28 protein-coding genes are annotated in these 23963 nt (G+C 59.4%); 17 read left to right on the top strand and 11 right to left on the bottom strand.

What is annotated here, in order from left to right; translation table 11 throughout:
- Positions 1 to 7: 7 nt before the first annotated feature.
- Both ACUN0E_RS35425 and ACUN0E_RS35420 read left to right on the top strand, forming a co-directional pair.
- Positions 8 to 466: a MaoC family dehydratase gene (locus ACUN0E_RS35425; protein WP_445569531.1), complete on the top strand. Its 459-nt coding sequence runs from the start codon at positions 8 to 10 to the stop codon at positions 464 to 466.
- Entirely contained in the window at positions 463 to 942 is a 480-nt protein-coding gene (locus ACUN0E_RS35420) for a MaoC family dehydratase (RefSeq protein WP_408390093.1), read from the top strand. Before ACUN0E_RS35425 ends, ACUN0E_RS35420 begins: the two co-directional genes overlap by 4 nt.
- Positions 943 to 1082: 140 nt before the next feature.
- Here ACUN0E_RS35420 and ACUN0E_RS35415 read toward each other — a convergent pair whose 3' ends face one another.
- The 6 genes from ACUN0E_RS35415 to ACUN0E_RS35390 form a co-directional block, all read right to left on the bottom strand.
- Positions 1083 to 1784, bottom strand: coding sequence for a glutathione binding-like protein (locus ACUN0E_RS35415; protein WP_445569530.1), 702 nt, complete (start codon positions 1782 to 1784; stop codon positions 1083 to 1085).
- Positions 1785 to 1958: 174 nt separating this feature from the next.
- Positions 1959 to 3218: an acyl-CoA dehydrogenase family protein gene (locus ACUN0E_RS35410; protein ID WP_445569529.1), complete on the bottom strand. Its 1260-nt coding sequence runs from the start codon at positions 3216 to 3218 to the stop codon at positions 1959 to 1961.
- 62 nt (positions 3219 to 3280) lie between these two features.
- A complete protein-coding gene (locus ACUN0E_RS35405; protein ID WP_445569528.1) occupies positions 3281 to 4387 on the bottom strand; it encodes a phosphotransferase in 1107 nt (368 codons plus the stop codon).
- An 18-nt stretch (positions 4388 to 4405) separates the two neighbouring features.
- A complete protein-coding gene (locus ACUN0E_RS35400) occupies positions 4406 to 5122 on the bottom strand; it encodes a histidine phosphatase family protein (protein ID WP_445569527.1) in 717 nt (238 codons plus the stop codon).
- Between the two features lie 21 nt (positions 5123 to 5143).
- The gene (locus tag ACUN0E_RS35395) at positions 5144 to 5932 is read right to left on the bottom strand and encodes an oxepin-CoA hydrolase, alternative type (protein WP_445569526.1); all 789 of its coding nucleotides are present in this window, start codon (positions 5930 to 5932) and stop codon (positions 5144 to 5146) included.
- The gene (locus ACUN0E_RS35390; RefSeq protein ID WP_445569525.1) at positions 5929 to 7485 is read right to left on the bottom strand and encodes a 3-hydroxyacyl-CoA dehydrogenase; all 1557 of its coding nucleotides are present in this window, start codon (positions 7483 to 7485) and stop codon (positions 5929 to 5931) included. Before ACUN0E_RS35390 ends, ACUN0E_RS35395 begins: the two co-directional genes overlap by 4 nt.
- Positions 7486 to 7611: 126 nt before the next feature.
- Between ACUN0E_RS35390 and ACUN0E_RS35385 the strand changes: the two genes are divergently transcribed.
- Positions 7612 to 8259: a glutathione S-transferase family protein gene (locus ACUN0E_RS35385; protein ID WP_408234828.1), complete on the top strand. Its 648-nt coding sequence runs from the start codon at positions 7612 to 7614 to the stop codon at positions 8257 to 8259.
- A 109-nt stretch (positions 8260 to 8368) separates the two neighbouring features.
- Here ACUN0E_RS35385 and ACUN0E_RS35380 read toward each other — a convergent pair whose 3' ends face one another.
- Positions 8369 to 9541, bottom strand: a complete 1173-nt coding sequence (locus ACUN0E_RS35380) for a pyridoxal phosphate-dependent aminotransferase (protein WP_408234831.1) — start codon at positions 9539 to 9541, stop codon at positions 8369 to 8371.
- 136 nt (positions 9542 to 9677) lie between these two features.
- Positions 9678 to 10166, bottom strand: coding sequence for a putative toxin-antitoxin system toxin component, PIN family (locus tag ACUN0E_RS35375; RefSeq protein WP_408234834.1), 489 nt, complete (start codon positions 10164 to 10166; stop codon positions 9678 to 9680).
- 57 nt (positions 10167 to 10223) lie between these two features.
- Between ACUN0E_RS35375 and yaaA the strand changes: the two genes are divergently transcribed.
- The gene (gene yaaA / locus ACUN0E_RS35370; RefSeq protein WP_408390107.1) at positions 10224 to 11006 is read left to right on the top strand and encodes a peroxide stress protein YaaA; all 783 of its coding nucleotides are present in this window, start codon (positions 10224 to 10226) and stop codon (positions 11004 to 11006) included.
- A 34-nt stretch (positions 11007 to 11040) separates the two neighbouring features.
- The gene (locus tag ACUN0E_RS35365) at positions 11041 to 12195 is read left to right on the top strand and encodes a M14 family metallopeptidase (protein WP_445569524.1); all 1155 of its coding nucleotides are present in this window, start codon (positions 11041 to 11043) and stop codon (positions 12193 to 12195) included.
- 111 nt (positions 12196 to 12306) lie between these two features.
- Here the strand turns inward: ACUN0E_RS35365 and ACUN0E_RS35360 are convergent, their stop codons facing one another.
- The 3 genes from ACUN0E_RS35360 to ACUN0E_RS35350 form a co-directional block, all read right to left on the bottom strand.
- Positions 12307 to 12972, bottom strand: coding sequence for a BspC domain-containing protein (locus ACUN0E_RS35360; protein WP_408234843.1), 666 nt, complete (start codon positions 12970 to 12972; stop codon positions 12307 to 12309).
- Between the two features lie 166 nt (positions 12973 to 13138).
- Entirely contained in the window at positions 13139 to 13813 is a 675-nt protein-coding gene (locus ACUN0E_RS35355; RefSeq protein WP_408234846.1) for an energy-coupling factor ABC transporter permease, read from the bottom strand.
- Positions 13814 to 13925: 112 nt separating this feature from the next.
- Positions 13926 to 14801: a LuxR C-terminal-related transcriptional regulator gene (locus ACUN0E_RS35350; RefSeq protein WP_445569523.1), complete on the bottom strand. Its 876-nt coding sequence runs from the start codon at positions 14799 to 14801 to the stop codon at positions 13926 to 13928.
- A gap of 280 nt (positions 14802 to 15081) precedes the next feature.
- Here ACUN0E_RS35350 and ACUN0E_RS35345 point away from each other — a divergent pair, with 280 nt between their 5' ends.
- The 12 genes from ACUN0E_RS35345 to ACUN0E_RS35290 all read left to right on the top strand — a co-directional run bounded on the left by ACUN0E_RS35345 (position 15082) and on the right by ACUN0E_RS35290 (position 23888).
- Positions 15082 to 16497 (top strand): DUF3987 domain-containing protein, encoded by a 1416-nt coding sequence (locus tag ACUN0E_RS35345; RefSeq protein ID WP_445569522.1) that lies wholly within the window; start codon positions 15082 to 15084, stop codon positions 16495 to 16497.
- A gap of 253 nt (positions 16498 to 16750) precedes the next feature.
- Complete coding sequence (locus ACUN0E_RS35340) at positions 16751 to 17137, top strand: hypothetical protein (RefSeq protein ID WP_445569521.1); 387 nt, start codon at positions 16751 to 16753, stop codon at positions 17135 to 17137.
- Between the two features lie 237 nt (positions 17138 to 17374).
- On the top strand, positions 17375 to 18613 hold the full coding sequence (locus ACUN0E_RS35335; protein ID WP_445569520.1) for a hypothetical protein: 1239 nt from the start codon (positions 17375 to 17377) through the stop codon (positions 18611 to 18613).
- A 239-nt stretch (positions 18614 to 18852) separates the two neighbouring features.
- A complete protein-coding gene (locus ACUN0E_RS35330; RefSeq protein ID WP_445569519.1) occupies positions 18853 to 19083 on the top strand; it encodes a terminase small subunit-like protein in 231 nt (76 codons plus the stop codon).
- A gap of 13 nt (positions 19084 to 19096) precedes the next feature.
- Positions 19097 to 19357, top strand: coding sequence for a hypothetical protein (locus ACUN0E_RS35325; RefSeq protein ID WP_445569518.1), 261 nt, complete (start codon positions 19097 to 19099; stop codon positions 19355 to 19357).
- Entirely contained in the window at positions 19354 to 19851 is a 498-nt protein-coding gene (locus ACUN0E_RS35320) for a hypothetical protein (RefSeq protein WP_445569517.1), read from the top strand. The genes ACUN0E_RS35325 and ACUN0E_RS35320 overlap by 4 nt, the downstream gene beginning before the upstream one ends.
- A 480-nt stretch (positions 19852 to 20331) precedes the next feature.
- Entirely contained in the window at positions 20332 to 20631 is a 300-nt protein-coding gene (locus tag ACUN0E_RS35315; protein ID WP_445569516.1) for a hypothetical protein, read from the top strand.
- A gap of 9 nt (positions 20632 to 20640) precedes the next feature.
- A complete protein-coding gene (locus ACUN0E_RS35310) occupies positions 20641 to 20922 on the top strand; it encodes a hypothetical protein (RefSeq protein ID WP_445569515.1) in 282 nt (93 codons plus the stop codon).
- A gap of 305 nt (positions 20923 to 21227) precedes the next feature.
- Positions 21228 to 21788 carry a terminase small subunit-like protein gene (locus ACUN0E_RS35305; RefSeq protein WP_445569514.1) on the top strand — a complete coding sequence of 187 codons (561 nt, stop codon included), beginning with the start codon at positions 21228 to 21230 and terminating at the stop codon, positions 21786 to 21788.
- Positions 21789 to 21885: 97 nt separating this feature from the next.
- Positions 21886 to 23073 carry a hypothetical protein gene (locus ACUN0E_RS35300; protein WP_445569513.1) on the top strand — a complete coding sequence of 396 codons (1188 nt, stop codon included), beginning with the start codon at positions 21886 to 21888 and terminating at the stop codon, positions 23071 to 23073.
- Positions 23074 to 23107: 34 nt separating this feature from the next.
- Positions 23108 to 23305 (top strand): hypothetical protein, encoded by a 198-nt coding sequence (locus ACUN0E_RS35295; protein WP_445569512.1) that lies wholly within the window; start codon positions 23108 to 23110, stop codon positions 23303 to 23305.
- A gap of 10 nt (positions 23306 to 23315) precedes the next feature.
- A complete protein-coding gene (locus ACUN0E_RS35290) occupies positions 23316 to 23888 on the top strand; it encodes a hypothetical protein (RefSeq protein WP_445569511.1) in 573 nt (190 codons plus the stop codon).
- The last annotated feature ends 75 nt before the right edge of the window (positions 23889 to 23963 follow it).

Here is a 23963-nt window from a genome sequence, read left to right as displayed (position 1 = left end):
TGTGACGATGGGTCTGAGTTTCGAGGACATGGTAGTCGGCACGGCTACTGAAGTCGGTAAGCATACTTTCACGCGTGAAGAGATTGTCGAGTTCGCGCAGAAGTTCGATCCGCAGCCGTTCCACCTGGACGAGGCTGCAGCGGCCGAGTCGCCGTTTCGCGGACTGGTCGCGAGTGGCTGGCACACCTGTTCGGTCATGATGGGCATGCTGGTGCGCAACACGATCGCGGGTTCCACTTCGATGGGCTCGCCTGGTATCGACGAGATCCGCTGGTTGAAGCCGGTGCGCGTTGGTGACACGATCACGATGATGAACGCCGTACTCGACAAACGCGTTTCGGAGAGTAAACCGGACCGCGGCATCGTTTCGACGCAATGGGAAGGCATCAACCAGCACGGCGAAACAGTGATCACGGTGCGCTCCAAAGGGTTGTTCGGACTGCGCAATCCGGGGGGCGCGTCATGACGGGCAGCAGCGCGGTGTCTGCCGCAAGCTTTGGCGATGCAACGGCGTTGCGTGCGCTGGTTGGCGCTGAACCGCTCGTTAGCGAATGGCTGACGATCGATCAGGCGAGCGTCGATCGTTTTGCCGAAGCTACCGGTGATCATCAATGGATTCACGTCGACCCTGAACGGGCGCGGCGTGAGTCGCCGTTCGGTGGTCCGGTCGCGCATGGGTTTATGACGCTGTCGTTGATTCCGGCGCTGCTCGGCAAGACGGTGGCGATCGAGCAGCGCATGGGCGTCAATTACGGATTGAATCGCGTGCGGTTCACTTCGCCGGTGTTGGTCGGCTCACAGTTGCGTGCCCGGTTTGCGGTGAAATCCGTCACCGACGTTGACAACGCCGGCGTGCAGGTTGAGTGGAATGTGACGCTGGAGCGGCTGGGCAGCGAGCGGCCGGTATGTGTCGCGGAGTTCATCACGCGGCACTACTTCTAGCGTTTCAGTGCATGCATGTTGGCAAAAAAGCGCGAGCGGCACTACGGCCGGCTCGCGCTTTTTTATGTAGACGTTTTTGCGAACGCGATGTCATCGCCACGATCAACGCGAACAACGTGAACAACGACATAGCGCCGATATTAGCGCTTCGCGTACTGTGTCGCGCCGAACAGCATTTCCTTAGCCTTGTCGTCCATGAGTGGTTTGCGGGCTGACGCCAGCACGTCGACACCGCGCACCACCGCCGGACGTGCGGCAATCTCCTCATGCCAGCGCTTCACATTTGGAAGCGCGTCGAGTTCGATCCCCTGGTTTTGCCACGAACGGGTCCACGGAAACGCGGCGATGTCAGCGATCGTGTAGTCGTTGCCGGCCAGATACTGTGTCTTGCCGAGCTGGGTATCCATCACGCCATAGAGGCGCCGTGTTTCGTTCGTGTAGCGATTGATCGCGTATTCGATCGGCTCCGGCGCGTAGATGCGAAAGTGATGCGTTTGCCCGAGCATCGGCCCCAAGCCACCCATCTGGAACATGAGCCACTGCAGTGTGGCGTAACGTGCTGCCGGATCGGTCGGCAGGAACTTGCCGGTTTTCTCGGCGAGATAAATCAGAATCGCACCCGATTCGAACAGCGCAAACGGCGTGCCGTCGGCGCCCTTGAGGCCCTCGGAATCGACGATCGCCGGAATCTTGTTGTTCGGGCTGATAGCGAGGAATTCGGGTTTGAACTGGTCCCCCGCGCCGATATCCACGGCATGCGCGGTGTACGCGAGGCCCGTCTCCTCGAGCATGATGTGAACCTTATGGCCGTTCGGGGTTGCCCAGCTATAGACGTCGATCATCCTGGCTCCTTCATTTCGTGAAAGCGGCGCCACAAAGGACGCCGCAGTTGACGAAAATTAGAGCACAGATCGGACGATGCTGCTGGCCGTGCCACCATGAACCGGTTTCGACTTCGCGGCGCAATCCACCGCCGCGAAAGCTAACCTGGACCACGCGTTCAGACGATCAAACGCTCAAACCCGTGTAATCGGCGTCTCCACGCGAGCGGCGGCACCCGCATCCATATAGCGCGCCAGTTCGAGCTTGGCGATCGCGTTGCGGTGCACTTCGTCGGGGCCATCGGCGAAGCGCAAGGTCCGTGCGGATGCATACGCATACGCCAGCGGGAAATCGTCACTGACGCCGCCGCCGCCGTGCGCCTGGATCGCCCAGTCGATCACCTGGCATGCCATATTCGGCGCAACCACCTTGATCATGGCGATCTCGCCGCGTGCGCCCTTGTTGCCGACCGTGTCCATCATGTAGGCGGTCTTCAGCGTCAGCAGACGCGCCTGTTCGATCATGCAACGCGCTTCGGCCATGCGCTCCTGTGTGACGCCTTGCGCGGCGACTGGCTTACCGAAAGCGACGCGTTGCATGGAGCGTTTAGCCATGAGTTCGAGCGCACGCTCGGCGAGGCCGATCAAACGCATGCAGTGATGGATGCGTCCCGGTCCGAGGCGGCCTTGGGCGATTTCGAAGCCGCGTCCCTCGCCGAGCAGCATGTTGGCGGCCGGTACACGTACGTTTTCGAGCGTGATTTCCATGTGGCCGTGCGGTGCGTCGTCGTAGCCGAATACGGTGAGAGGGCGGTGCACGGTGATGCCGGTGGCATCGGCGGGGATCAGAATCATCGACTGCTGTGCATGACGTGGCGCCTCAGGATCGGTCTTGCCCATCACGATGTAGACCTTGCAGCGCGGGTCCCCCGCACCGGACGACCACCACTTGTGGCCGTTGATCACGTAGTAGTCGCCATCGCGCACGATGCTCGTCTGAATATTGGTCGCGTCCGACGACGCCACTTCCGGCTCGGTCATCAGAAACGCCGAACGGATGTGCCCTTGCAGCAGCGGTTCGAGCCATTCACGTTTGTTGTCGTCGCTGCCGTAGCGCTCGATCGTTTCCATATTGCCAGTGTCAGGCGCGTTGCAGTTGAACACTTCCGGAGCCCAGGGCACGCGGCCCATGATTTCGCACAGCGGCGCGTATTCAAGATTCGTCAGACCGGCGCCGCGTACCGATTCAGGCAGGAACAGGTTCCACAAGCCCGCGTCGCGCGCTTTCTGTTTCAGTTGTTCGATCAGTTCGGTCGGGAGCCACGCGTTGCCGTTCTGGCGATTGCGCGCGATCTCGGCATAGAACGCCTGCTCGTTCGGATAGATGTGCTCGTCGAAGAAGGCGAGCAGTTTCTCGCGCAGCGCCTGAACCTTCGGGGTGTAATCGAAATTCATGTATGACCTCGCGGATGACGGATGACGTTTATTCTGGAGCGCAACCTGGTGCGTCGATTCGCTTAGCGCACCTTCTGCGCGTAGCGCCAGGCGAGTTCAGCCATCGGCTTCGCACGACGGCCGGCGTCGAGCGCCTGAGCGCTGGCCGCGGTGCCGTCGACCACGCGTTTCATGATCCCTTGCAGGATCGCGGCGATGCGGAACATGTTGTACGCCAGATAGAAATTCCAGTCGCCGTGGATCTCGAAGCCGGTGCGCTTGCAATAGCGCTCGACGTATTGCGCCTCGTCCGGAATGCCGAGGGCCGCCCAGTCCAGACCCGCAATGCCACGGAATTGCGCCGGATCGACGTGCCACGCCATGCAGTGATAGGCGAAGTCGGCGAGCGGATCGCCGAGCGTGGACAACTCCCAGTCGAGTACGGCAAGTACGCGCGGCTCGGTGGGATGGAAGATCAGATTGTCGAGCCGGTAGTCGCCATGCACGACCGAGGCGCGCTCGCTCGTTTCCGCCGGCATATGATGCGGCAGCCATTCAATCAGGCGCTGCATCGCGTCGATCGGTTCGGTTTCGGACGCGATGTACTGCTTGCTCCAGCGGCCGATCTGGCGTGCAAAATAGTTGCCCGGTTTGCCGTAGTCGGCAAGACCGATTGATGTGACATCGACGCTATGCAGCGCGGCGATCACGCGATTCATTTCGTCGTAAATCGCCGTGCGCTGCACGGGCGCCATGCCAGGCAAAGACTGGTCCCACAGCACGCGGCCTTCGACGAACTCCATCACGTAGAACGCCCGGCCGATCACACTCTCGTCTTCGCACAAGGCGAGCATGTTCGCGACCGGCACGTCGGTGTCAGCCAGCGCATGCATCACGCGGTATTCGCGTTCGACAGCATGCGCCGAGGGCAGCAGCTTCGCAGCCGGTCCGGGCTTCGCTCGCATCACATACGAGCGCGACGGTGTGACCAGTTTGAAGGTGGGATTGGACTGGCCGCCAGCGAATTGCTCCAACGTGAGCGGTCCGGAAAATCCGTCGACATGCTGGGCTAGCCACGCGGCGAGCGCGTCACTGTCGAAGCGTTGCCGCTCGTTGACCGGACGTGTGCCCTCAAAGGCCGAATAATCCGGTTTGTGTTCTGGTTCGCCGGTCTGTGTGGCTTGCACCATGTGTCCTCCAGTTCGGGGTCAGCTACGCTTGTATTGAATAAATTGTGCGTAGAGCATTTCCATCGTGGTATTGCGAACGTCGCGATGTAGCGGCGACGGCGGTGAATAGTTGATCGTGCGCAGCACCCAGTCGCGCGGCTCGGCGCCGACGTCGAGCGCGTTGATGCAACCGGTGGCCTGCGCTAGGTGGCCGAAGAAAGTGCGGCCGCCGGCGGTAAGCGCGTGCGACAGAATCGCGCGATTCACGCCGCCGTGCAGCACCAGCAGTACGGTGTCCCACGACGTGTCCTCGCGTAATGCCGCCACTGCGGGCAACACGCGGTCGAACAACGCGCCGATGGTTTCGCCGTCGAGAAAGCGCATGCTTTCCGGCACGATGCCGTCGAATACGCCGAGAAATGCCGCTTCGATATCCTGCAGCGGAATGTTGCTGAGTTTGCCGCCGCGAATTTCCTGCCAGGCGGGCTCGATTTCGAGCGTGATCTGCTGACCGGTCTCGGCCAATACGCGTTGCGCGGTTTCGACCGTGCGCGGCAAACCGCTCACGATCACCCGATCGAACCGGACTTGCTGTTCGGCGAACACGCGGCCTGCTGCGCTTGCCTGCTCGCGGCCATTGGTGTTCAGCGGCACGGTTTCGGGATCGATCGCGCGGCCGCTATCGTCGAAGTAGGTTACGTCGCCGTGACGCATCAGGAAGATGCGGCGGCGCTTGGGGAGTTGATATTCAGGCATCGTCCCTTGGTTCGCTTATGTTCACTTGTAGATTGGCGCGCGTTTTTCGAGGAACGCGGAAATCCCTTCGAGGCCGTCGCGATGATGCAGGGATGCGACGAAACCGTCGCGTTCGGCAACCAGATGCTCAGCGAGCGGCTGTGTGCCGGCCGCGCTGATGAGCCCTTTGATGCGTGCGACCGAGTTCGGCGAAATCTTGCCGAGCTCGTCGGCCCAGGCGACAGCGGTGTCGCGCACTGTGCCGGTTTTCGCCAGTTTGTTGACGACACCGAGATCGTGCAGACGCGTGGCGCCGATCGGTTTACCCTCGATCAGTACTTCGGTCGCCAACTGACGTGGCAAGGCTTGCGCGAGAAACCACGAACCGCCGCCGTCGGGCGTGAGGCCAACACGCGCATACGACATCACGAACTTGGCGTCTTCCGCGGCGACGATCAGATCGCACGCGAGCGCGAGCGAAAACCCCGCGCCGGCGGCGGCACCGTCAACGGCGGCGATCACCGGCTTCGACGACAGACGCAGCGCCGAAATCCATTCGCCAAGCAGATCGATGCTCTCTGCTTGCACTGACGAATCTTTCGCGCGATTCTCCAGCAGGCGATTCAGATTGCCGCCGGCACAAAAGAAGTTGTCCGCGCCGGTAATCACGACGGCGCGTATGGAAGGATCGCGCTCTATCGATTCGAGCGCTTCGATGCCCGCGGCATACATGTCCGGATGCAGCGCATTGCGTGCGCCGGGGTTCGACAGCGTGAGGACCAGCGTCGATTCGCTTTCGGTCGGGCGCGAGGTCAGCAGTTCGGCGCTCATTGTTGCGTCTCCGTTTGAATGTCGGCAGCGTCGCGTTGTGTCAGCGACAGACCAAGTTGCGCTCGCCTTGCAAGCCAGGGTGACGGACGGTAGCGCGGATCGCCGAGCACGCTGAAGATATTGCGCAAGATGGTGAGGATCGTTTTCGCGCCGAGCGCATCGCCGAGTGCGAGCGGCCCGCGTGGGTAGCCGAGGCCTAGCGTCACGGCGAGGTCGATATCGTCTGGCGTCGCGATCTGCTTTTGCGCGATGTCGCAGCCAATGTTGACGATGGTCGCCACGACGCGTTGTGCGACGAAGCCGGTCGAGTCGCGGATCACCGTGACGGGAACGCCGTCAGCGGCAAATAGTGCGTGCGCGGTCTCGCGGGCGGCGCGGCTGGTGGCGGGTGTCGTCATCAGTGTGCGACGCGGCACGACGGCCAGCGGGAACAGGGTATCGATAGCGACAACGCGAGTCGCATCGAGTGCTTCGTCGACGGCGGCGGTGGTCGCGTCATGACCAAACGGTGTCACGACGATCAGCGAGTCCGCTGCGGGCGTGGCGCCTTCGTCGAGTTTTACACCGGCCTTGGCGATGAGTTGCACGACGGCTTCATGCGCTTGCGGATAGCGCTTGCTGACCCATACGCCTTTGGGCAGTTCAGTCGGCGCGGGCGCTTCTGCGGGCACCTGCTGCTTGCCGTCTTCGTAGCGATAAAAACCTTCGCCGGTTTTGCGGCCGATCAATCCGCCCGCGAGCCGCGTGCCCGTGATCGGCGACGGCGTGAAGCGCGGTTCTTCGTAGAATTGGTGATAGATCGACTCCATCACCGGATGCGATACGTCGAGCGCCGTTAGATCGAGCAGTTCGAACGGCCCTAGGCGAAAGCCCGCCTGCTCGCGCATGATGCGGTCGATGTCGGCGAAGCTGGCAACGCCTTCGCCGGCTACACGCAGGCCTTCTGTATTCATGCCGCGGCCGGCATGATTGACAATGAAGCCGGGCATGTCTTTCGCACGCACCGGCGTGTGGCCCATGCGGCGCGCGAGTTCCATCAGCGCGTCGCCGATGGCGGGATCGCTGCGCAGGCCGTCGATCACTTCGACGACCTTCATCAACGGAACCGGGTTGAAGAAGTGATAACCGGCCACTCGCGACGGATTCGTGCAGCCCGCTGCAATCGCCGTAATCGACAACGACGACGTGTTCGACGCCAGTACGCAACGGCCGCTTACCACCGTTTCGAGTTCGCGAAAGAGCGCTTGCTTCACATCGAGCTTTTCGACGATCGCTTCAAGGACCAGATCACAATCGGCCAGATCGCCGATGACCTGCGCGCCGCTCACATTCGCCAGCGCGGCGAGCGAGCGGGTCTGGTCGAGCTTGCCTTTGGCGGTCAATTTGGCGAAAGTCTCGGCAAGGTAGTCGCGCGCGGCGCCGATCGCGGCGGGATTCGTGTCGTAGAGACGCACGGTGAGGCCCGCCAGCGCGGCAATCTGGGCGATGCCACGGCCCATTGCACCGGTTCCGACAATGCCGATAGTCTCGATGCTGAAATTGCGAGAGATCATTGTGATGCTCGACTCCATGGTTATTTTAGAATAGCACGATCGTGCAATTTAATGGATGATTGATCGAAGACCGCTGCTTTGATTTTGACGAGCGGTCTCAAACAACCCGAAGAAAGGAGACACCCGATGATCAAGCTGTGCGGTTTCGCGCTCTCTAACTATTACAACAAGGTGAAGTTTGTGCTTCTCGAACACGGCATTCCGTTCGAGGAAGTGCTCGTGATGCCGAGCCAGGAAGAAACCATGCTCGAGCATTCTCCGCTCGGCAAGGTGCCCTATATCCAGACCGAACACGGCGATCTGTGCGAATCGCAAAGCATCGTCGAGTATCTGGCCGCGCGATTTCCCGACAAGGCGATTTTTTCCGCCGACCCGTGGGAAGCAGCCAAGGAGCGTGAGTTGATCACGTTCGTGGACGTGCATCTCGAACTGACCGCCCGCAATCTCTACAAGGAAGCGTTCTTCGGCGGCACCGTGACTGACGCGACCAAGGGGCGCGTCGAGAAGCTGCTTGCGCATCACATTGCTGGCTTCAAGCGGATCGCGAAGTTCGGACCGTATTTGAGCGGCGAGCGTTTCAGTGTCGCCGACACAGCAGGTTATGTGAGCTTGCCGCTGGTGGGCATGACGACGCAGACCATCTACGGCCGCGATTTCCTGCTCGACGCCGGCGTGGACTGGAAAAGCTATGTGAAGACAATCAACGCCCGGCCGGCCGCGCAACGCGTGACCGAAGATCGTAAGGCGCATATCGCGGCCTCGCGGCCGGCCTGACGTGCGGCAGGTTTGCAAGTGAAATGAACTCGGGCGTGCAACGCACGCATGGGCGGCTGCGCGCGATGGCGAGGAACGTGGGTTCGTTCGCAGCATCGCGCGGGGCGTCCTAGAGCCGCGCCAGCCGGTCGAGCGCGGTGGCGAGGGTGGTCTCCTGCTTGGCGAAGCAGAAGCGCACCACGCCTGATTCATGGGCTTCGTGATAGAACGCCGACACCGGAATCGCCGCGACGCCGATCTCGCCGGTCAGCCATTGGGCAAATTCGGCTTCGGGCAGGTCGCTGATCGCCGAATAGTCGACGCACTGAAAGTATGTGCCCGTGCAAGGCAGGAGCTTGAAGCGTGAATTCGCGAGGCCGGCACGGAAGAAGTCGCGTTTCTTCTGATAAAACGCGGGGAGATCCAGATATGGTGCTGGATCCTTCATGTAGTCCGCGAGACCCACTTGCATCGGCGTATTGACCGTGAACACGTTGAACTGGTGCACTTTACGGAATTCAGCCGTGAGTGCCGCGGGTGCGGCTACGTACCCGATCTTCCAGCCTGTGACGTGATAGGTCTTGCCGAAGCTCGACACCACGAAACTGCGCTGCGCCAGCTCCGGATAACGCGCAACGCTTTCGTGCGGCGCTCCGTCGTACACCATGTGTTCATAGACTTCGTCCGACAGAATCAGCACATTGGTACCGCGCACGATTTCTTCGAGCTTACGCATGTCTTCCGCGCGCCAGACCGTACCGGTCGGATTGTGCGGTGTGTTGATCAGCAGAAGCCGCGTTTTCGGCGTGATCGCAGCAGCGAGCTTGTCGAACGGGATGGTGTAGTCGGGTGCCTCGAGCGTGACGAATACCGGCTTGCCGCCGGCCAGCTCGATCGACGGCAGATAGCTGTCGTAGGTCGGTTCGACCACGATCACTTCGTCGCCCGGATGCACAGTGCAGAGAATCGCGGTCAGCAGCGCCTGCGTGGCGCCCGCCGTCACCGTGATCTCGCTGGTGGCGTCGTAGCGGCGGCCGTACAGGTTCGCGATCTTGTCTGAGATTGCCTGGCGCAGCGGCGCAGCGCCGGCCATCGGCGGGTATTGATTGTGGCCGTCGCGCATGGCGTTCGCGACCGCGTCGACAATGCGGGGATCGCAGCCGAAGTCGGGAAAGCCCTGGCCGAGGTTCACCGCGCCTTTTTCGGCGGCGAGCGCACTCATTACAGTGAAAATCGTCGTGCCGACGTCCGGCAGGCGGGACGGAAACGAGGGACTCATAGGCGTGTCGTGCGGTGCATTCATGGCGCTGTCCGGAGCGTGGTCGAGTGAATTGGCGAAATTGACAGGGGGCGTCGTTCGAAAAGGACGAAGCCCGATTGTAGGGAATCGCCGCGCTGTGTGCGCGCAGTCGACCCGACGTTGGCCATCCGGCCAGGGTTCATACTGGTGCGGGTTCGTTCGCGATTGTCATGCAGGCGCTGACGAACGGAGCTGGCTGTGCAATCTGGAAACCGAAATCACGCGCAATCCGTTTGGCGAGTTTCAACACTGCGCGATCTTTCGACACCAGCCAGTCGGCCTGCGCGGCGTGCGCGAGCTCGAGGAATTTCTGGTCGTCGCGGTCTTTGCATTTGGGCAACGGTCTGGCATCTTCCGCGGGTACTGCGGGTTCGACCAACTGCGCCAGGCGTGCGACGACGGCAAGCGCCGCCGCCTTGTCGACATTGCGATGCACGAATTGCGGATAGTCGAGTACGTAGGTGAGTTCAGCGAGGCAACGCGCGTCGATCAGCGCGGCGAGCGCGCCACTTTCGAGCGCGGCGCGGATCGGCCGCGTGTGCGGATCGTCGAACACGAGAATATCGATCCACACATTGGAATCGAGGACGACGCGCAAAGCGCCGTGTGAGGCATGGGAACCGGGCATTCGTTACAATCTGGCTTTCGTCTTTGACCGTCAGGCACGGCGTGCCTGCAAGCCTCTATGATAATCGTTCTGTCGCCGGCGAAATCGCTTGACTACGAAACCCCCCCGCACGTCAAAAAGCACACGATCCCCGATTTCGTCGACGATGCGGCCGAATTGATCGGCGGATTGCGCCTTTTGTCGCCGCAGCAGATCGGCTCGCTGATGAGTATTTCCGATCAGCTTGCGCATCTCAACTTTCAGCGTTACGCGGAATGGTCACCCAGCTTCGGCACGCACAACGCCAAGCAGGCGGTACTCGCGTTCAACGGCGACGTGTATGAGGGTTTCAGCGCCCGGACGTTGTCGTCGGCCGATCTGGATTACGCGCAGAATCACGTGCGCGTGCTTTCCGGCCTGTACGGATTGCTGCGCCCGCTCGATCTGCTGCAACCGTACCGGCTCGAAATGGGTACGCGCTTTGCCAATACGCGCGGCAAGGATCTGTACGCGTTCTGGGGCGAACGGATCACGCAGGCTTTGAACGCGCAATTGAAGAAGCGCGCTACCGCCTCGCGCGTGCTGGTCAACTGCGCTTCGGGTGAGTACTTCAAATCGGTCAAGCCCAAGCTGCTCGACGCGCCGATCGTCACCCCGGTGTTCGAAGACTGGAAGGGCGGCCGCTACAAGATCATCAGTTTCCACGCCAAACGCGCGCGCGGTTTGATGGCGCGCTACGCGGTCGAAAACCGTCTCGACAAGCCCGAGCAGTTGAGAGACTTCGACGCTGAAGGCTACGCATTCGACGCTGAAGCCTCGAACGATTCCACTTACGTATTCCGCCGCCGTATCGCCGACTAAGCGATTGCCGCGCACACAGGCAGGGAAGATTATTATGACGTTATCGATTACGAGCAACTTCGACGCAGGCGCGATCGAAGTGCTGGCCTGCGAAGACGCCGGCAACATCCGTCTGCGCGTGCGGCCCGACAGCCACGCCGAGTTCGCGCAGTGGTTCTATTTCAGGTTGTCCGGCGCGGCCGGCGAGCGCTGTGTGATGACCTTCGAAAACGCCGCGGCATGCGCTTTCGCCGAAGGCTGGCGCGACTATCAGGCAGTGGCAAGCTATGACCGGGTGAACTGGTTCCGTGTGCCGACTACCTATGACGGCCGCGTACTGACGATCCACCACACGCCGGATTTCGACCGCATTTACTACGCGTATTTCGAACCGTATAGCGAGGAACGTCACTCGGAGTTTCTCGGTGCGGTCCAGCAGATGCCGCAGGCCACGCTCACTGAGTTGGGCAAGACGGTCGAAGGCCGGCCGATGTCGCTGCTGACGCTGGGCACGCCGCAAACCGGTGACACGCCCAGGAAAAAGATCTGGCTGATCGCGCGCCAGCATCCTGGCGAGACGATGGCCGAATGGTTTATCGAAGGTCTCGTAAAGCGTCTCGCGGGTTGGGGCGATTGGGCGGGCGATCCGGTGGCGCGCAAGCTCTACGATCACGCGGTGTTCTACATCGTGCCGAACATGAATCCGGACGGCAGTGTGCATGGCAATCTGCGTACTAACGCGACGGGCGCGAACCTGAACCGCGAATGGATGGAGCCGGACGCCGCGCGCAGTCCTGAGGTGCTGGTGGTGCGCGACGCAATTCACGCGACTGGCTGCGACCTCTTTTTCGATATCCACGGTGACGAGGCGCTGCCGTACGTGTTCGTAGCCGGCTCCGAAATGCTGCCGGGTTTCACCGAGCGGCAGGGAGAGGAACAGAAGGCATTCATCGAAGCCTTCAAGCATGCGAGCCCGGACTTCCAGGACAAGTACGGCTATGCCGCGAGCAAGTATCGCGAGGACGCGCTCAAGCTGGCTTCGAAGTACATCGGCAACGAATTCGGCTGTCTGTCGTTGACGCTGGAGATGCCGTTCAAGGACAACGCCAATCTGCCGGACGAGCGGGTGGGTTGGAACGGCGAACGTAGCGCATCGCTGGGCGCCGCCATGCTGCAGGCGATTTTGCGGCACGTGGAGACGTTCGCCTGACCGGACGCTGTATAAAAAACGGGGCGCACACTTTAGAAGTGTGCGCCCCGTTTTTTAGTGCCGACATGACTTGCGGCGCGGGTGAGTGAAAACGGCCGCGGGTCTTGCCCGTTATTGAGTCTTTTTCGCCGGGGATTTTTTCGCGGTCGATTTGCCCGAAGACTTGCTGGAAGTCGTTCGCGAAGATTTCCCCGAACTTGCCTTTGAGGACTTGCCCGTCGCTTTCTTCGTGGTTTTACCGCTAGCGGAGTGCTTGCCCTTCACACTCTTATGCTTGCCCGAAGACGCTCGTGATCCAGTAGATCCGGAACTATGCGCACGGGCTGGCGGCACCGGATCGTTCCAGCTGAACGCCAGCATCTGGGCGCCCACATAGCCGCAGCGGAACTTGAGATCGGCTGGATCTCCGCCGCCGCTCTGGCGGATTCCGAGCCCCTCGACGGTAACGATGTTGTCCACCTTGACGCGCTGCTTGCCGTCGTCGAACGAATCGTTCCAGGGGGTGACCGACGCATGCGCGCTGTCGAAAGAGCTGGGTGGAAATTCGACATGGTCGAAGGCGGTTGATGTGCTTGCAACAAAGTTGCCGTGAGCAGCACAGTCCGCGACCAGCGGGTCTGCGTGCATGTCATTGACAAATTTGTTGACGAGATCGTTGTGCTGTTCGAGTTGATCGGCGTATGCGGGAGCAGTGCATATGAGCGAGAGACCCGCTGCAAATGTTGCTAACCGGCCGACCAACCGCAGCAATCGGCGCGGTACGTTGGTGCTATCCATCTAGTTCGTTAGACGCTAATGAGACGTGAGGCACGTAAGATGCACGGCGGGAGGGAGGAGTTCAATCCTGACACAAATATTTTGTCCTGTCGTGGTGCGTGCACTCGGGCGCTTTGTATGCGAGACAGCAGATAGCCGTAGATGCGTGCTCGATGCCGAGCCCGTGTCAGGTACGTGGCCCGCCCAATCGGTATCGACGCACATCATAAGTCGTGACCCACGCCGGGCGGTAGACCGCGATCAATGCCGTTGACATGCCCGTGAACCAGGCCTCGCCGGTGGCTAGCAGAAGCACGCTGAACGCGTAGCCGACCGGCACCACGGTCATGGAACCGTCGGCGAGCGTAATGTGAACGCCGAGCGCTGCAGCCGCCGTGAGCGACACCGCAATGGCGGGTGAGACAAAACCCTGGCCCAGGATAAACATAAAGAGATTGCGTGGCAACCAGGCGATGCTGGCACGCTGGATCAAGGTAGAGATGCCGACAGGCAGCGCGCCGAACACGATGAACGTCAGCGCAATGCCCTGCCAGGGGGCGTCGAAGACGACAGCGGCGAGACCGGTGACTATCGCCATGGCGATCAGCGCCAGCGCCCAATCGAATAATGTGACGACTAGCGTGGCGCCGAGCAGATGCATGACAGTGCCGTCGTCGAGCCATGCGTTGCTCGCCCACAGGACCGACACCGCGACAATAATCGCGAGCCAGACATGCTGGAGTGTGCCGTCCTGAAGTCGTTTGAAAGGATTTTTCCACAGCGCGAGCGCGACCACTATCGCAGTGGCGATCCAGCCACCGACAGCGACCCAGAACGGAAGCGGTGTGTAGAGGAAACCCATGTATCTCATATTACTCGTTGGACGAGAAAAGGTGTGAGCGGATTCCATGCCAGCCGGCGCGAGCGCCGCCAGAAAATGCGCGTTCCGATTCTGGCGAGAGCGCCGGCTGACGTTATGCCGAACCTTGCGTGACCTGCTCCGTCGCTGGCCCGGCGGGCGCATCGCCGTAAGGCGTGCTCGGTTCGGCTGCCATGGGCAGCGTGTCGGCCGTGTCGTTCGCGGGCAACGGATACTGGAAGCGCCGCAGCGTGCGGTGCCGCAACGGCACCACGCCGGCTTGTCCCATTACCGGACGAACCGGTTGTTCGCCATCGTTGCGCAGTACTTGCAAATGAGCCGACAGCCAGCCGTTGTAGAGCGCGACCGCGGCGGCACGGTTGGGCGCTCCGAGTTGCTGGAATATGCTCGTCAGATGGATCTTGACCGTGCCTTCACTGATGCCGAGCGTGCGCGCGATCATCTTGTTAGTGCTGCCCATGTGAACGCAGCGCATGATCTGCTCCTGGCGGGGCGACAGGCCGTTAGAAAGTTTGGTCCGACGTGGCGGCGGGCTCTTTTCATCGAACGGCCGGATGGCGGCATCCGGCGGTAGCGGAGGATTGAGCGCCAGCGCGCCGGCCGGCACATAGTGACCACCGAGCAGGACCATCTCGAAAGCGCGCACGATCAGGCACGGATCGGTTTCGCGGGGGACCACGCCGAGCACGCCCTCGTCCATGAGGTCCCGCACCGCAGTCGGCGAGACTTCGTCGGTCAGCACTGCAATGCGCAAGTCCGGGTAATGGCTGAGCAGGCGACGGGTATCGTCAACCGACATCCAGTCCTGCCAATCAATCACAAGCAGGTCGGGCGGCAGGCGCTTGAGCGTACGTTCAACCTGACGCCAATCCTGTGCTTCGTTAAAGCGCGCTAGCCGGTCGATTTGCCGCAGCAGTGCTTTGAGTCCATCGCGTCGTTCCGCGTCTGAGTTGAGTATTGGAACTAGCACGTAATATGAACAACGCCCGTAAACGCTGGGTTTAAGGTAATTATAGTTTAACTGTAGGTGTAATTTGCCACGAAATTTGCCACGATTTAATGTGAGTGAGCGTTCACTTTAATATTTTCAGCCGATTGTCCCGCTATAACCCAGTCGGGGCGTGGACCTATCGTATTTGACAAACCTATAGTCTGTCCTATAATGGATTTCGGAGCGGCAGAAACAGATGCCGTTCGTCATTTCATACTGCAAATGGAGTTGCATGAGGGCCTTCCCACTGGGACAGGTCGTGCAACTCCATTTGCTTTTGCGCCTCATGCACTCCGACCGACCAACGCGGCGACGCCGCAGAATCAACGGAGTGATGATGAGCAATATCGTATCGGCGGACGACGCCGAATCAGGCCACCGCGCCGAGGCCGACGAAGCGGGGCATCCTGAATACCGACACACAGACGCGCCGCACGGATGCCCTGAGCCCTTTCGCGGCCCCATGGCGCAGATGGTCGGTCTATCGCTGCGGTATCAGAACCGCCGCCAACCTGAATTGACGGTGGCCGCTGCACTCGCGGCAATGAGCGCATGCATGAACGGACAGTGGGCGCTTTCAGACGAGCTTCGCGGCAACCTGTATATAGTTGGACTGGCCGAAACCGGCGCGGGAAAGGACGGCCCGCTCAAGCTGGTGAAGAACGTGCTGGACGTGGCGGGCGTCAGCGGCGACGTGATATCCAATGTCGGTTCCGGGCAGGGCATGGAGGATTCGCTACTGCGGAGTACGCACGCGCGGGCGTCGCTGGTGGTGGATGAAGTGGGGCACCTGATAGCCGGGTTCGGCAAGGGCGCAGCGGCGCATACGAACTATGCTGAGAAGATGCTACTTGAAGGCTACAGCGCGGGCAGTTCGTTCATAACCACGCGCGCGCTGGCGAAACGTCCACCGATGCGTATCCCGAATCCGCACCTTACGCTGTTCGGTACGACGACCTTTGCCAGCATGGGCCGCGTGAGTCCGGGTCTCGTTGATAACGGATTGATGGGCCGGTGTCTGGTGGTGGCGGGCCTTGACCTGCCCTCGCTCGTTGATGCGCTGCACGGCAGTCTGCGCGGCGATCTTGAGCAGACCATCGGACCCTTGGCCCATGCTGTGGCACACAGCGGCGGCATCGTTCCGATGACCGAGGGGGCGAGGGAGTGCGAACGCCAGTTGAGCCACGAACTTGATCAGCAGGCACGACTTGCGGACGGCGTACGGCGCACGCTGGCGATGCGTACCATTGAACACATCAAGCGTGTGGCGCTGGTGCTCGCGGTGTGGAACGACATACAGGTCGTGACGCCCGAACACATGGAGTGGGCGGCACACTTTGTTGCCTTCTGCCAGTCGTGCCTTCTGCGATTCGTGGACGACATGACCGACTCACCCGTGGTTCGCAACGCCCACAAGGTGGAGCAGATCATCCGGGAAGCCGTGGCGGGGCGGCGACCATTCAAGACCGCCGCGCACGACCGTTACAACGATATCGCCGCTGACAGCCGTTTGACCGGACGGGCCGCGCTATTGAAAGCCAGTCGCCTATCTAGCGCCGAACTGGAATCGGCTATTACGTATCTTGTTGGTATTGGTGTGGTGGCGATTGTGGACGTGAAGCGTTTGGGAAGTGCAGGCGCGGCGTTCGAACGGTATTACCGGCTGGTCGAATGAGTGTCGGAGTTCCGTAATTCCGTGATTCCCACACCTGTCCGTGTGTGCCTTTGGAATTGTGGAATTGCGGAATCACGTGTTGGGCACGTAGGCATATCGAGTGGAGGTAACGAACTGTTACAACTTCGTATTCCTAAGAGCTTTTCGAAAAAGGTCACTTTTTGGCCGAATTCGTGATTCTGCGGATTTGCTCGAAAAACGGACCTTGAAATATTGATTACGATGGATGACGTACTCATAGGAGGGAGCCATCGTGACCATCATGTTCACAAAACCGGAACCAGCTATTCCTTCAGGACTGCTTTGCAGCGCCTGCAAGGAAGTGAAACCACGCGACCAGTTCTATCCGAACGCTCGCAATCCCAGTGGTTTTTCATACAAGTGCAGACAGTGTGCGACAGCCTATTCAGTGGCCTATGCCAGAAAGTACGGGGCCAAGGCCAAGAGTGTCGGAAAACGCTTTGGGTTGACGGACGAGCAGCAGACCGCGTTTGCCGAGTATCACGAACGGACGGGCATGAGCGTTACCTCAACTATCCGCATGGCTTTGGATGAGTTCCTATCGAAACAGGGCAACAGCAACCCTGAACAAGAACTGACGGCCCATCAGCAACAGAAAGCCGAGACGGAAGCAGCGTAAAAGCAGCAGCACGACCCCACTCGATTGGGGCGGCAAATAGTAGCAACACGGCAGATTTAAAGAGCAGCCCGAAAAGGGCGCTGAATACAGACACGGCAAAACTGGCGGCAAAGAAAAGCCCGGATTCCATTTCAGGGTCCGGGCTGAATTTGTCCTGTGCGTCAACACAGGGTGAACAGGAATCCTGATTATAGACCCTGTTCACGCACTTTACAAACCCGTGAACAGGAGTCTGAAATGAATAACTCGAAAGCTGAAACCCAAGCTGTAGTCGATGCAAACAATTGCACGACCTTTGACGAAGCGGCTGATTGCGCCAGACTGCAAACCGGCTGGATGTACGTACTCCCGCCCGTTAGACCACTGCCTGAACGAATCTGGGTTGTTCCTGTATTACCCAATCACCACTGGAAAGAACCCTATCGGCGTGTCTGCCATAAAAATGAACGGATTGCCCGCGTGCTGGGGAAACTGGTTACGCGCTATCTGTCAGGCCATGAATCAGACAAGTTGCTAGTACGTGACTGGCTTCACTGGTGGGCATTCAAACGCGATGACCTAGCCGACGAAGCTGACCTGAATCCTAAACAGATTGACTACGCAATCAGTAAACTGGTTGAGTGGGGCATCGTGCTAACCCGGAAGAACGGGGCCAAGGTTAAGGGCGTCAAACACTCGCTATTCCGGTTGAACATTGCGCAGGGCAGTGCATTCCTGAACGGCTGGCCGACCTTTGCCGAGTGCCTTACAGAGTCCTTAGCTATTTCCGAAAATCAGGACACAGCTATTTCCGAAAAGTGGGAGATTAAAACATATACACCTTTAGAAGAACCTTTAAAGTCAAAAGCTTTAAATTCAGATTCTCAGGCCTTGCCTGAAACCCTTGATGCAAATCAATGCGATCAGGCAAAGGCGACAGGAGAAGAAAATTCAAAAACAGATTCACCTTCAACACCTACCCCGAATGCTGTTGAGAAGAAAATTTTCGAAATTTTGCCCAGCACGTACACACCCAATGACTGGGTGGAGATGTTCAGCGCCACAGGGGCCGCAGTGACCGCCCATGAGCGGGGCCGGCTGGTTGCCATGGGCGACCGATACGAACGGGCAGGGAAGCCCTTTGCGCCCTTCCTGAAGGCATTGCTGAATACCCATGTCCTTGGACATTACGCAGATTGGGGGAAGTACCGTCAGGCCGTACTGGACGGAACCAAGGTTGATAAGTCGGATAGGCACAATCCGGCAACGCACGTTCCCCATGTGGATTTTTTCCTACGTAGGCATGAAGCGCTGTACGCGCAGTATCGGCAGTGGGAACTGGGAGAAGGCCTGAGCATGATTGGCTGGCAACCGCCGCCCCCTGCAATCAAGGCACCGCCTGCACCAGTGAAGCCAGTTGAGTTGTCGACTTTTCAAAAGTTGGTTCAAGACAAGATAGCAGCCAAGACCAAGCACGCGCAGGCCGCAGCGGCTTGAATCTGGCCGCGTGGTGGCGATGGCGGGCAGTGGTCGGTGTGGTTGTGGCGGGAGAGGGTGGCAGCGGCGCCAGCGGTCGTTTTAAGGACTGCGAATTTCTATGCAATCAATTGCATTGAACGGCGACGGCGGATGCGGGCAAAAAAGATTTGCGAGCTACCCAACACCGGCAGCCTGTTGGTGTTCCTCGTTAGAAGCCCCAAGCGTAAACTTGAAACCATGGACTTAGGAGAGACGAAGTGCGCGACCCCGACAACACGACTAGTGCTTTCTACCCGAACACCGTCATTGATGCAGTGATCGAGCGGACGGCCAAGGGTGAGGCGCTAACGGCTATTTGTGCGACGCCGGGTTATCCATCGCGTGCAAGCTGGTGGCGGTGGTGTACATCCGACCCGCAGCTATCAGCACGTTACACCGTGGCGCTACAGCAGAGCATCGCACGCCGTCGTAATCTCGATCACGTTTGAAGGAGCAGCGACCATGAACAACGATGAACGCGCGCAAGACCTCGACCGGCTATTCAATGACGGACAAGCTTCCCACAGCAACCAACCGGGCAAGCTGGTGCGACACACCGAACACGATGATGCGGGCCGCGAAATCAGAACGTGGACCGGCGACAAATCTATCTGGATGGACGCCTACAAGGCACCGCGTCACCTCATGACGGTCATGTCGCATGACCCGGCGTGGAATCGTTACATCCACGCCCAGCGTCTTACTGAATGGGGCGTGAAATGAGCGACGCCGATTACTCTGACTTCAAGGTCATGCCGGTAGTGCTGAAGGGCATCGCCGCCGACAGTCCCGGACCCAGCCCGCGCGAATCATACGGACCCGGTGAGCGCCAGCGGTTCGAAGCTATCCGTGGTCACGTTGACCGCGCACTACAGGCAACCGGTGAGAACGTCTACCAGCCGCAAATTGGGCACAAGTCACCAGAAGCCTATACAAAGGCCGTGCTGGGCGTGCTGGCGAAGCACACCGAGCAACACAAGCGCCTCGCCACGTGGAGCATTCCAGATCGCTCGTTGGCGGAGTACACACAGAAGATTGTTGGCGATGCACTCGATTCACCTCGACGTGAAGGCCGACTTGCCGAGATCGTGATCGTTGACCGCAGCGGACGCGAAGTACGCGAGTTTGTTGGCAGCAAGAAATCTTGGATGCAGCATTTCGAAGGTCCGACGATGCTGGGTACGATCTACATCAACGGACAGCCGCAACGGGTGTAACGACCATGAGCGCTCTTAAACACTGCCCCCGCTGCAAAACGGATTCGTCTGAGTTCCACCGGGACGCCAGCACGGCGGACGGGCTATCAGTGTATTGCGCGGCATGTCGTAACGAGATGAATCGCGAGTGGTACGAGAAGCACCGCGACGAACGGACCCAACGAATCGAAAAGTGGAAGCAGGAAAATGCACACTTGGTGCGCATGGCAGATACAGATAGAAAGCGTGCAAGGTATGCGACAGACCCGGAATTCAGGAAAGTCATCAGCAAGCGCAACGCCGAGCAGTACGCCAGACGCAAGGCCGCAAGGCAAGGGAGTTCGTCATGACCACGCGCACCCGTTGGCCTGTCAGTATTCCATGTGGGCGAGTGCGGCAACGTCGTGTTGATCCACCACTTGAGCAAACAACGTTGTATCGAATCAATCCGCAGCGGGCAATTGAGCTTGAAGCGCAAGGGACGAAAAAGCGGAGCAACAAATGAACGAACTAGCTGAAGTACTCGACCGGCTGACCATTGTCGATAGTGCGGTAGGTCTATTGGCTGACCGTTCATCCCCGGATGACGCGGTTGCATGCGCCGCGATGCTGGATTTACTTCACCAATCCGAAGCGCTGTTGCTGAAGGCCGATTTGCTGGTGGTCGGCACGGCTGACCGGGACTTCTTTGCACCGCTATTGAAGAAAACCTTTGCCGCCAGCGCGGTGGTGGCGCGACGCCTAGACCGGATTCGGCAAGCGGCACTGGTCGCAGAAGCCGCAACCGCAACGAAGCATTGAGAGACAGCCATGGCGACCTACAAACAATGTTCGACGTGCTGCAACACCAAGCCGGTGGAAGACTTCCCGAGCGACCGTTCAAGAAAAAGCGGCTACTGTCCCCGCTGTAAAGCATGCTGCAACGAAGCTAGTCGTGCATGGGCAGCGGCTAACCCCGAAAAAGTAGTAGCGAATCATGCACGGCGATACAAACGGCCTGCTGATTATGTGGATGGTCGTAAGCGCCCGTTCAAGGGCGAACATGCAATTGCAGTAAATGACCTGCCCGCTGAAATCTATCTTGGTATGTAACGGAACAGCACCGTGGTTACAACTGGAGGTCTTCCACAATGAACAAGATTCATGATGTAACTTTTGAAGGGCGCGAAAGAACACGCGATGAGAATTTGCGAACTGTTGAGGGGACGCTCGTTGGATGTATCAAACTCATTGAGCGCGCACGTGCGGGTGATTCTGACTCAAACATCAGTTGTGCGGCAGGCTGGCTTAGAGCAACAGCGGCGGACCTAGACGCGCTGTCGGAGCCATAAGGACTAACACGCAGCAGCATATCTATCAATTCAGCCATGGAGGGCACCAAAATGTAGGGGTGTGCCGTGGCTGTGAAATTGAATGGAAAGACGCTTGCAGTAAAGCCGAAGAAAGCAGAACCGGCTAAAGCCAAGCCTCAGGCGGTCAGGAAACGCAATCCGACCAAGCGCGGTTACGCGGCCAAGACGTTCGAGCGGCTGTTTCAGGCCATTGCCAACGGTGCGACGCTGGCCGAAGCGTGCTCGGCACCCGGCATGCCGACAGTCTGGACGGCGCGTCGCAGGTTTCAAACGGACGACCTGTTAAACGATCAGTACCTCAAGGCGTTGCGCATCAAGATTCATGCGCTGACTGACGACCTGCCGGATTTGGCTGATAAAGCACTTGAGGGTAAGGGCGAACCGACCCGCGCCGAGAAGTTGCAGGCGGCGAAACTCAAGAGCGATAACGTCAAGTGGCTTGCACAACGCCTGTTGAATGAGTACGCAGGCGATGGTGAGGGCGGCACGGTAGTTCTCAACATCACGAACGCCCCCGATATCCCGTCCGTGAATCAGCCTGCTGACGCACCAGCAGCGATTGTGCCCACGCCGTTGTTAAAGATCATTGGCGGCAGCGATGGCTGATATCGTGCTATCGCCTCTGCATGCTTCACAACGTGCGGTAGTGGCCGGGCTGGCACCACGCACTGTATTACGGTGCGGCAGGCGCTGGGGCAAGAGCATGGCACTCGAAATCATCGCTGAAATCTGCGCCTTGAAGGGCGAGCGCATCGGGATTTTTAGCCCCGATTACACCCGGTTGCTCCCGATGTTTCAGAGCATCGCCAGCACGCTTAAACCGGCGATCATCAGCGCGTCAAAAACCGAAATGCTGATTACGCTGCGCGGTGGCGGCCTAATCGAATTCTGGACGTTGCAGGATGAAAACGCGGGCCGGTCCCGTTGGTATCACCGGGTACTGATTGACGAAGCATCGTTAGTCGCCGACCTCGAAAGCATTTTCAATCTGAGCATCGCGCCGACCTTGCTGGATCGCAACGGCCATGCGTACATCGCGGGCACGCCGCTGGGCGCTGACGACACCGCTTTTTTCTACAAAGCCTGCACGATCAAGCAGGCAAGTCCGAAATGGCCGGTGGTGTGGAAAGAGTATCACTTGCCGACCGCCGCGAATCCGATGCTCAATGCGCAAGCCGTCGCGGCGCTTAAGAGCCAGTACCCGCCGCTGGTCTTCGAACAGGAGTACATGGCGAATTTTGTGTCATGGAGTGGTGAGTCGTTATTCAAACTCCCTTCGCTGTTGCAGGACGGCCACGGCGTGCCCTATCCGACGATTTGCGATGGTGTGTATGCCGTGGTGGACACCGCAGTGAAGGACGGCCAAACCAATGATGGAACGGGTGTAATTTTTGTTGCCGTCAGTAAGCACTTCGGTGCGCCGTGTGTGATTCTCGATTGGGATATTCAACAGATCACGTCGGACCTTCAAATAGGCTGGTTGCCGTCCATCTTTCAGCGACTCGAAGTGCTGGCGAGGCAGTGCCGCGCGCGATACGGCGTGCTGGGTACGTTCATTGAAGACAAGCAGAGCGGCAGCATGTTGCTGCAACACGGTGAGCGTTCAGGCTGGCCGACATGTGCTATCGACGGTGCGCTCACTGCGGCAGGCAAAAGCGGGCGCGCGAGCATGGCGAGTGGTCCGGTTCATCAGGGACGTTTGAAGCTGTCTGCATTCGCGTACGACAAGGTAAGCGATTACAAGGGCATCACCAGAAATCACTTGGTCAGTCAGGTAACGTCATTCGCCATTGGTGACAAACTGGCGTACAAGCGCGCGGACGACCTCGCGGACTGTTTTACCTATTCTGTGCTGATTTGCTTTGAAGGCGAATCGCCCTTACTTTTTTGATTCGATCGTTTAGTAGTGCTACATGGAGAGTGAAATGAGTGATAAAGCATCTGGTCGCGACGACCTCAACAGCGGTTCCGATTCAGCGAAGCACCACACGGGCACCGCCGCCGAGCAGCATCACCGGGCACCCAAGGCAGAGCGCAGTGCCCCTGTCACCAACCGGCATCCCAATGGCGCGGTGGGGAATGGCACGCCCGGTAAGGCCGATGAACGCAGCGCCGTGAAGTAGGGGGGGCAGGATGAAACTTCATTCACTGGAAGGGCTGAAGCAGAAAGCCCGGCGTTATACCTGCACGGTGTTGTGCGATGCAATGGAGGCCACGCAGCGTGTGCGCGGCGTGGCCGTGGTGGTGGAGTCCGTGCCGGTCACCTGTCTGTACGACAGCCCGACGGATTCATTCTTATGGATCGTCAGCGGGCAGTTCGTGACCGAGCAGCAGGCAGGGACGTTTCTGGATGAGGGCAGACCGCCGCCGCGCCCCAAGGAAATCAGTACGTGCGAAGCGCTCAAAAAATTCGACCGGTATCGAGCAGCACAAATGCCGGTCATCAGCGCGCACGTGCAGACCGAGGGGCGCGAGCGGTACGAAACCATTTGCCGGTTAAATGAAGCATGGTTGACGCTGTACACCGGTCCCGAGGGATACGAGCGGATTGTCGGCATGCTTGACCGTGGAGGCGGGGTCTTGCCACCGCAGATGCTGGCCGAAAGGGCAGACGCCGCAGAGGCCGCGCTATTCGACGTAGCCGAGCGCTTTATGGCCGAGTACGCACGCCTTGACATGCAGACGGCAGGAGGCGCGAATGCGTAGAGCCAAAGAATCAATTCTTAGTCTGGCGACTGCGGCACGCCGTACCGGTTCGGTGGTCGTCGTGCTGGGACAGCA

This window comes from Paraburkholderia sp. D1E (genome assembly GCF_052682275.1).
Note: the sequence above shows the minus strand (reverse complement) of the source record. Positions and strands in the feature narration are given on the sequence as shown.